The sequence below is a fragment of the Streptomyces sp. CNQ085 genome, assembly GCF_022614595.1.
Classification (GTDB): domain Bacteria; phylum Actinomycetota; class Actinomycetes; order Streptomycetales; family Streptomycetaceae; genus Streptomyces.
The window spans coordinates 1-8,670 of record NZ_JAJFAU010000180.1 but is presented as its reverse complement, the minus strand read 5'-3'; the positions used below and the strand labels follow the sequence as shown (position 1 = coordinate 8,670).

The 8,670-nt window shown below is 73.3% G+C and carries 8 protein-coding genes; all 8 read right to left on the bottom strand.

Annotated elements, in window-relative coordinates; all coding sequences use genetic code 11:
• Positions 1-1,072: hypothetical protein (locus LJ221_RS21795; RefSeq protein ID WP_241718428.1), on the bottom strand; the 1,072-nt coding region annotated here is incomplete at its 3' end.
• 5 nt (positions 1,073-1,077) lie between these two features.
• A complete protein-coding gene (locus LJ221_RS21790) occupies positions 1,078-2,361 on the bottom strand; it encodes a DUF4910 domain-containing protein (RefSeq protein WP_241718427.1) in 1,284 nt (427 codons plus the stop codon).
• Positions 2,349-3,383, bottom strand: a complete 1,035-nt coding sequence (locus LJ221_RS21785; protein ID WP_241718426.1) for an NAD(P)-dependent oxidoreductase — start codon at positions 3,381-3,383, stop codon at positions 2,349-2,351. The genes LJ221_RS21790 and LJ221_RS21785 overlap by 13 nt, the downstream gene beginning before the upstream one ends.
• 3 nt (positions 3,384-3,386) lie before the next feature.
• Entirely contained in the window at positions 3,387-4,034 is a 648-nt protein-coding gene (locus LJ221_RS21780; protein WP_241718425.1) for a PIG-L deacetylase family protein, read from the bottom strand.
• Positions 4,031-4,825, bottom strand: coding sequence for a glucose-1-phosphate cytidylyltransferase (locus LJ221_RS21775; protein ID WP_241718424.1), 795 nt, complete (start codon positions 4,823-4,825; stop codon positions 4,031-4,033). Before LJ221_RS21775 ends, LJ221_RS21780 begins: the two co-directional genes overlap by 4 nt.
• Positions 4,822-6,057, bottom strand: coding sequence for a class I SAM-dependent methyltransferase (locus LJ221_RS21770; protein ID WP_241718423.1), 1,236 nt, complete (start codon positions 6,055-6,057; stop codon positions 4,822-4,824). Before LJ221_RS21770 ends, LJ221_RS21775 begins: the two co-directional genes overlap by 4 nt.
• Positions 6,054-7,334 carry a glycosyltransferase gene (locus tag LJ221_RS21765; protein ID WP_241718422.1) on the bottom strand — a complete coding sequence of 427 codons (1,281 nt, stop codon included), beginning with the start codon at positions 7,332-7,334 and terminating at the stop codon, positions 6,054-6,056. Before LJ221_RS21765 ends, LJ221_RS21770 begins: the two co-directional genes overlap by 4 nt.
• 2 nt (positions 7,335-7,336) lie before the next feature.
• Positions 7,337-8,569, bottom strand: a complete 1,233-nt coding sequence (locus LJ221_RS21760) for an O-antigen ligase domain-containing protein (RefSeq protein ID WP_241718429.1) — start codon at positions 8,567-8,569, stop codon at positions 7,337-7,339.
• Positions 8,570-8,670: the final 101 nt, after the last annotated feature.

Sequence of the window (8,670 nt, the reverse complement as noted above, 5' to 3'; positions counted from 1 at the left end):
GCCCGGCCGCCGCGCCGGTGCCGAGGCCGGCGCCCGCCACGCCGATCGTGACCGGCACGATGATCTCCGAGGCGGCGGGCCAGACGCCGCCGAGCACCACCTCGCCGGCCCGGTCCGGCACCAGCAGCAGCGCCCCGCCCCAGAGCAGCGCGGCGGCGGCCTGCCCACCGCCCAGCAGCAGGCAGAACGGGCCGAGCCGGTGCGGGGCCCGCCGCAGCACCCGCGCCGCCTCCGCGACGGTGACCAGCGACAGCCCCATCAACACGGCGAGGAACGGACCGAGCAGCAGCTCGGCGCCCCGGATCACGCCCACCGCGCCGACCCCGGCGATCGCGCCGAGTCCGTACGCCCGCAACTGGCTCGCACCGCTGTTGCTGACGTTCTCGGCCAGGTACCGGTAACCGAGATCGCGGTGCTCGCGGAGCCACCGCCGTGCCCCGGCGGGCCGCGGCCGGATGCCGGACTGGAAGCAGCCGTACACCGCGGCCACCGCGGCGGACCCGCCCCAGGCGAGGACGAAGGCCGCCACGCTGTCCACACGGGCCGCCACCACCATGGCCGGGACGAGCGCGGCGCCCCACACGAGGTCGTTGGCGAACGCCTTCCGCCCGGCGCCGGCGGCGAAGAACGAGTACCGCCAGGCGTCCTGCAGCAGCAGCCCCGGCAGCACGACGCCGAGGCAGACGAACGCGGGCCCCACCGGGCCCCCGAAACCGAGGCCGGCCGCCAGGCACACCGCGCCGATGGCGGCGCCGGTGCCGAGCGCGGTGCCCGAGGCGCGGGCCACCGCCCCACGCCAGGAGGTGTCCGGCACGCCGCTGAAGCGCACCACGAGCGGGTCGGTGGCCAGCCCGCGGGAGACGTTGAGTACCACGCCGTAGGTCACCCAGGCCAGGCTGAACACACCGAAGGCGGTGAGCCCCAGCGAGCGCGCCACATAGATGCCCACCGCGAAGTTGGTCATGCTGGAGGCCGCCTGGTCGGCCAGTCCCCAGGACAGCCGCCCGGCGACGGCCCGCCTGGCGGTCCGCCGGGCGGCCGCGCCCGGGGAGGCCTCCTCCTCGGTGGTCATCGGCGTCACTCCTTGACCAGCCCGGCGCCGTGCAGGGCGTCGGCCGCGGCGGCGACGGTGTCGAACGGCAGTCCGGACCGCTCGGAGACGTCCAGCAGACTGTGCTCGCCGTCGGAGAGGCTGAGCACCCAGAGCATGGCCATCTGGGCCTGCTTGGCATCGCTGCGGCCGCCGAGCGAGTCGTAGAGCCCGCGTCGGCCCAGCTGCGGCTCGCCGTGGGGGCTGAGGTTGACGTACCGACGGTTGCGGTCCAGCACGGCGAACGCCTCGCGGCACAGGGCGAGGGTGTCGGCCATCGCCCGGGGGGAGACGAAGTCCAGGTCGTCCGCCGAGGTGTGGTACTCGGGGTAGCCGGCGTACGGGGTCCGGCTGAGCGAGCCCACACCGAGATCGAAACCGGGCGAGCAGAACTGCCGCTCGTCGTAGCCGTACGGAGTGAACTCGACGACGCGGTGCGGTCGTTCGGATGCGGCCAGCACGTGTCCCATCACCCGGTCGATCTCCGCGTCGCCGCGTCTGCTCCGCTTGTACGTCAGCGGCCCCGGGTCGCCGGCGCAGGCCAGCACCAGGCCGTGCCTGACCCGTTCCACCCGCTCCGCGTTGCGGGCCAGCCAGGTGATCGCCCCGATGGTGCCGGGCGCGAACAGGAACCGGTAGGTGTAGTACGGCATGTGCTCCGCCAGCGCCCGGGCCAGGAACGTGGCCACCGCGACGCCGGCCAGGTTGTCGTTGGCCAGCGAGGGGTGGCACACGTGGCAGGAGACGATCACCTCGTCGGGGACCTGCCCGGGGACCACGTGCTCGGCGTAGGTGAGGTGGCCGTCGGCGAGCGTGGAGTCGATGCGCACCTCGTACTCGCCCTCCGGCATCGCGTCCAGGGTCTCCTGGGCCAGGCAGAACCCCCAGTCCGGCTTGTAGTAACTGGTGCGGTACGGCACCCAGGACGGGTGGTCCGGCAGGGTGTGCAGGTGTGCGCGCAGCTCGGCCAGCGGCATGGTCGCCGCCACCGGCACGCTGTAGCCGAGCACGTGCAGGCTGGACGCGGCGAAGTCGACGACCCGGTTGCCGGTGCCGTCGGCGATGTAGGCGTCCCGGATGTTCCACTCCTGCGGCACCGTCCAGTCCAGCACCCGCGTCCCGGTCGGCACCTCGTGCACCCGCAGCGGGACGTACTCGCCGACGATCTCCAAGGTGGTGCGCACACCGTCGCCGGTGATGCTCCGGCACAGCGGGTACAACCGCTCCACCAGCGCGTACATCTCCTCCCCGGCCGCGGTCACCGGCGCCACCGCAGGGTGTCGTCGACGGTGCCGGCGCCGGATGCCGCGCGCAGTACGGCCAGCCGGGTGAAGCGCTGTTCGAAGGACTCCCGGGTCAGTCCGTACTTCCGGTAGGCGTCGACGAGTTCGAGTGCGCCCCGCTTCACCGTCCACTCGCACTCGAAACCGGGTACCGCGGCGCGGAACCGGGAGAAGTCCACCCGGTAGGAGCGCGGATCGGCGCCGGTCTCCCCGGTGATCACCACCCGCGAGCCGGGCACCGCCTCGGCGACCTGTCCGGCGATCTCCGCGACCGTGACGTTGTTGGTCTCGCTGCCGATGTTGAACGCCCGGTCGTGCACCGACTCCCGCGGCGCGGTCAGCGCGGCGGCGAAGGCCCGTGCGATGTCGGCGGCGTGCACCAGCGGGCGCCAGGGGGTGCCGTCGGAGAGCACCAGCACCTCGCCGGACAGCAGCGCGTGGCCCACCAGGTTGTTCAGCACGATGTCGGCGCGCAGCCGTGGCGAGTGGCCGAAGGCGGTGGCGTTGCGCATGTACACCGGGCTGAAGTCGCCGTCGGCCAGCTCGTGCAGGTCGTCCTCCACCCGCACCTTGGACTCCGCGTACGGCGTCACCGGGCGCAGCGGGGCGTCCTCGGTCACCAGGTCCGCCGGCGCGCCGCCGCCGGCGGCGCCGTAGACCGAGCAGGTCGAGGCGTACAGGAAGCGCCGCACTCCGGCGTCGCGGGCCAGCCGGGCCAGCCGCACGGACGCGTGGTGGTTGATGTCGTAGGTGAGCTCCGGCGCCAGGGCGCCCAGCGGGTCGTTGGACAGGGCGGCCAGGTGGATCACGGCGTCCACCCCGGCCACGTGTTCGGCCGTGACGTCACGCAGGTCCACCCTCTGCCCCGGCGGGTCGGCGGGCGGCGGGCCCAGCACGCAGTCGGCGAACAGGCCGGAGTCCAGCCCGACGACCTCGTGTCCCGCGGCCGCGAGGACCGGGGCCATCACGGTCCCCAGATAGCCCTGGTGTCCGGTCAGCAGTACGCGCAAGGTTCATTCCCCCAGGTCGAGAGTGATTTTGGTGACGGCGAACGCCTCGGCGTAGCGTTCGTGGCATTCGATGCCGCGGATTCGCGCGAGGCCGAGGAACGCCTCCCGGTCGTACCAGGGCCGGTGCCGCTGCGAGGGGTAGTGCTCCTGCAGCAGCCGCACCTTCTGTTCGGCGATCCGGGGCGACAGCGGCTGGTACGCGGTCGGACGGCCGAGGTCGCCGTCCCACTTGACGATCTCGTAGCCGAGTACGAGGTGGTCGCGGAACGCGGTGGGTACCAGCAGCGCCAGGCCGCGGTGGTCCTGGTGCGCGTCCTCGGCGCGCGGGGCCAGCACGAGATCCGGTTCGGTCCGCCCACGCAGCTCCTCGACCGCGGCCTTGGCCTCCTCCCAGTGCGCCGGCATCCGGCCGTCCGGCAGCTTGAGCACGGTCAGCCGCAGGTCGGCGCCGGGGCAGAAGGCGGTGAGCGCGGCCCGCTCCTCCTCCTCCCGCTCGCCGCCGCCACCGGAGAGCACCAGCGCGTCGACACGGACGCCCGGCCGCGCGAGGCACAGCGTCAGCAGGGTGCCGCCGGCGCCGATGGCGATGTCGTCGCAGTGCGCGCCCACCGCGGCGATCCGCTCCGGGCGTCCGGCGCCGAGCCGGATCACGCGCCCACCCCCGTGCCGCCCTGCTCCCACACGGCCCACGGCCGGTCGCCCCGGGCGTAGGCCTCGTCGAGCGCGGCCCGCTCCTTGACGGTGTCGGTCGGCTTCCAGAAGCCGCGGTGCTGGTGCGCCACCAGCCGACCGCGCTTGGCCAGCCGGGCGCACCCGTCGGCGACCAGGTCCCCGTTCTCCGGGATGTGGTCGAAGATCTCCTGGCGGAGTACGAAGTAGCCGCCGTTCTCCCACAGCGGCAGTTCGCCCACCGGGGTGATGCCGCCCACCAGGCCGTCGTCGCCCAGGTCCACGCAGTGGAAGGAGGACTGCGGCGGCACCACCATCATCGACGCGCCCGCGTCGCGCCGGGCGAACTTCTCGATCATCTCCGGCAGCGGGGCGTCGGTGAGCACGTCGGCGTAGTTGGCCAGGAACATCTCGTCGCCGTCCAGGTGGTGCCGCACCCGGCGCAGCCGCTCCCCGATCGGTGACTCGATACCGGTCTGCGCGAACGTGATCGTCCAGTCGGAGATGTCGGTGGACAGCAGTTCGGTGCGTCCGCCGCGCAGCACGAAGTCGTTGGACGTCGTCTCCTCGTAGTTGAGGAAGAAGTCCTTGATGTGGTGGGCCCCGTAGCCGAGGCACAGGATGAACTCCGTGTGCCCGAAGTGCGCGTAGTAGCGCATGACGTGCCAGATCAGCGGCCGCGGGCCGACCATCGCCATCGGCTTGGGCACGTCGTCCGCGGTGCCGTTGCGCATCCGCATCCCGTAACCGCCGCAGAACAGTACGACCTTCATCGCTTGACCTCGACAATGCTCAGTTCCGGTATGGGGAAGACCAGCCGGCCGCCCCAGTCGTGCACGAAGGACAGCTGCTCGACCAGCTCCTCCCGCAGGTTCCAGGGGAGGACGAGGACGTAGTCCGGCCGGTCCTCGGCTATCCGCTCGGGCGGCAGGACCGGGATGCGGGTGCCCGGGGTGAACCTGCCGTGCTTGTAGGGGTTGCGGTCGACCGTGTACGGGAGCAGGTCGGGCCGGACGCCGCAGTGGTTGAGCAGGGTGTTGCCCTTGCCCGGGGCGCCGTAGCCGACGACCGTCTCGCCGCGCTCGGCCGCTTCGACGAGGAACCGCAGCAGGTCCCGGCGCACCTTGGCCACCCGGGCGGAGAACTCGGTGTACCCGGACAGCTCCCGCAGCCCTGCGGCCTTCTCCCGGTCCAGCACCTCGGCCACCTTCCGGCCCGGCTCGCCGGCCACCTCGGCCGGCCGGGCCCACAGCCGGACGGAACCGCCGTGCGTCGGCAGCAGCTCGACATCCACGAGCGCGAGCCCCCCGCTGGCCAGCGCCCGGGCCGCGGACGCGACCGTGTAGTACTGGAAGTGCTCGTGGTAGATCGTGTCGTACTGGTTCTCCTCGATCAGGGTCAGCAGGTGCTGCACCTCGACGGAGACCCAGCCGTCGTCGGCGACCAGGGCGCGCAGCCCTCGCGTGAACCCGACCACGTCGGGGATGTGCGCGTACACGTTGTTGGCCACCACCAGGTCCGCCGGGCCGTGCTCGGAGCGGACGGCCGAGCCGGTGGCCGGGTCCAGGAACTCCGTGAGGGTGGGCACGCCCGCCTCCCGCGCCGCGGCGCCGACGTTCACCGAGGGCTCGATGCCCAGGCAGCGGATCCCGCGGTCCACCAGGTGCCTCAGCAGGTACCCGTCGTTGCTCGCGACCTCGACCACGAAGGAGTCGTTGCCGAGGCCCAGCCGCCGCACGGCGCCGGTGACGAAGGTGCGCGCGTGCTCCACCCAGGAGGTCGAGTAGGAGGAGAAGTACGCGTACTGCGTGAAGGTCTCCTCCGGCGTGATCAGCGGAGGGATCTGCGCGAGCCAGCAGTCGGTGCAGACCCGCAGGTGCAGCGGGTAGGTCGGCTCCGGCCGGTCCAATTCGTCCGCGGCGAGGAAGCTCTCGCACGGCGGAGTCGCCCCGAGATCGACCACGCTCGCCAGCGCCGCCGAGCCGCAGAGTCGGCATCGTGTCATCTACTGCCCCCATCCCGCTCGCGCGGGCGCACCCGTCGCGAGCCAGTGCTGTCGTTCTCTGCCGGCGGCGGGCCGTCCCCGCCGCCGGACCGACCCGCGATCGCGGTGCGGTATCCATCCACCAGGCGCTCCAGCCCGACGGCCGGGCTGAAGCCCTGCTCGTAGCGGAGCCGGGCCGCCCGGCCCATCTCCCGGCCCAGGGCCGGACCGGCCGTCACCCGGCGCAGGCAGGACGCGAGCGAGGCGGACTCGCCCGGCCGGTGCAGCAGCCCGGTCACCCCGTCCTCGACGAGTTCGACGAAGGCGCCGTGACCGGCGGCGACGGCCGGGACCCCCGCCGCCATCGCCTCCACGACCACCAGGCCGAACGCCTCCAGCCAGGTGGAGGGTGCCACCACGGCGACCGACCGCGCGATGGCCCGCCGGCACTGCGCCGTGTCGTACAGGCCGGCGTAGCGCACGTCGTCCCGGCTCGCCGCCCAGGCGGCCACCTCCCGCTCCAGCGGCCCCGTGCCGGCGATCACGAGCGGTACGCCCACACTGCCGCCGGCGGCGAGTTCCTCCCAGGCGGCCATGAGCAGCCGCACACCCTTGGCCTCCGCGAGCCGGCCGAGATAGAGCAGATGCTCCCCGGCGCCCGTCCGGCGGGCGCCGGGACCGGGGTCGGGCACGAAGTTGTGCTTGACCGCCAGCCGCCCGGGCGGCATGCCGGCCCGCACCAGGACGTCGCGCTGCGCCGCGGAGATGCAGAAGAACCGCTCCACGCCCGACCACCACCGCCGCCTGTTGACCGACAGGCTGACCGCGAGCGGGACCGTCGCCAGCCGGGAGCCCCGGTAGCAGCCGTGCCGGACGGCGGGCAGCGGCGTGGTCCCGACGCACTCGGCGCACGGCCGCCCGTCCCGCTGCAGTGTGCCGGGCGGGCATACCTGGGTGTAGTTGTGCAGCGTGGCGACGGCGGGCACACCGGCGTCGGCGCAGGCGGCCAGCACAGCCGGCGACAGGAGCGGGAAGACGTTGTGGACGTGCACCACGTCCGGCCTCTCGGCGCGGAGCCGGTCGGCGAGCTCCGCGCGGACCGCCGGGTTCCACGGCACCAGCAGCGGCAGAGCGGCCTTGGCCGGCAGGGAGCGGGCGGCGATGTCGTCGCTGCGCCGCTCGAACACCCCGACCCGGTGGCCGGCCCCGCGCAGCAGCTCCACCTCCTGGTCGACGACCTTGTTCTCTCCGCTCGGCTGCGCCGAGGCGTAGCGGTTGTGCACCACCAGGACGTGCATGCTCAGATCACCTCCGATGTCCGGGCCGATCCCGGAGTGCGTCGTCGAGGGACTTCGGCGGTCGAGGAGGGGGCGGTCGCGGCGGGCGGCGTCAGCAGTGAGGCGGCCACGGCCAGATGCAGCAGGTACGGCGAGGCGTCGCCCAGTCCGGCCTCGGTGTACGACGCGATCGCGCAGTAGCCGATCAGGAAGATCGCGCAGGCCCTCGACAGCGACGGCGGCCGCAGCAGCGCGACGCCGCCCAGTACGACGATGACCGCCGTCACCAGGGCGACACCGGTCAGACCCTGCTCGTGGTAGACGGCCAGCCAGCTGTTGTCGATCGGCAGCCCGCCGAAGGACTTGTCCCCCAGGCCCGTGCCGAACAGCTGCTCCGACGCGGTCCTGGGCGCCGCCAGCAGGGCGTCCCAGACCTTGGCCCGTCCGGTGAGGCTGGTGAAGTTCTCCTGGCTCTGCCCGCGCAGGAACCACGCCTGGAGCACGGAACCGAACCCCACCGCGGCCACGGCGGTGCACAGCACCACCCAGGTGAAGAACCGGCGGGCGGCGGTGCTGGTCAGGGTGAGCGAGCCGACCGCCAACGCCAGCCCGACGAGCAGGCCGAGCGTGGCCGTCCGGGTATGGGTCAGCATGAGCACGACGAGCGCCGGCACGATGACGACCGCCGCGCTGCCCCTGCCGGTTCGGCGGCCCAGGGCGAGCAGCACGGCCAGCCCCGTGATCACCGCGGCGTACTGCCCGATCTGCGGCGGGGTGAGCGGCCACAGAGCGCCGACCAGCCGCCCGCCGTAGAGCTCGGGCATGGCGGCGCCCGGCGAGACGACCGCGCCCGCGACCACCGACCCGAGGACCGCGCAGTACATCCGGATGTGGTGGCGGACGAACGTGGGACTCCCGTCCCACCAGCGACTGAGCAGCCACAGCGTACTGACGAAGAGAGTCAGCCGGGCACAGCGGAAGAGCGCCCCGACCCCGGCCCCCAGGTCCGCGCTGGAGACCACGCTCGGCACCAGCAGCAGGGTGAGCAGGAAGACGAAGGCGTTCGGCCGGATACGCACCCGGGGGTTGATCGCGAGCGCCAGCACGAACGCGGCGGCCAGCGCACCCATGGTGACCATCTGGATGAGGGAGCGGGGCAGCGGGATGACTGTCTCCGCCCCGGCGGAGCCGAGCGTGTTGAGGATCAGCAGCCCCCAGACCGTCCCGACGGCCCTCGGTGTGCGATTCGCGTTCATCCCGGCCACCGCCCCCGTGCGGGCCGGACGCCGCCGCCCGCGTTCCGCCGGTAAGGCGCGCTCCCGCGGCCGGCCGTCGCCGGCGGGGCCGGTGCCGCGGG

Bases quoted from the DNA above. Each gene is read 5' to 3' on its own strand.
- LJ221_RS21775 (WP_241718424.1), bottom strand. From the start codon at position 4,825: ATGAAGGTCGTACTGTTCTGCGGCGGTTACGGGATGCGGATGCGCAAC.
- LJ221_RS21770 (WP_241718423.1), bottom strand. From the start codon at position 6,057: ATGACACGATGCCGACTCTGCGGCTCGGCGGCGCTGGCGAGCGTGGTC.
- LJ221_RS21765 (WP_241718422.1), bottom strand. From the start codon at position 7,334: ATGCACGTCCTGGTGGTGCACAACCGCTACGCCTCGGCGCAGCCGAGC.
- LJ221_RS21760 (WP_241718429.1), bottom strand. From the start codon at position 8,569: ATGAACGCGAATCGCACACCGAGGGCCGTCGGGACGGTCTGGGGGCTG.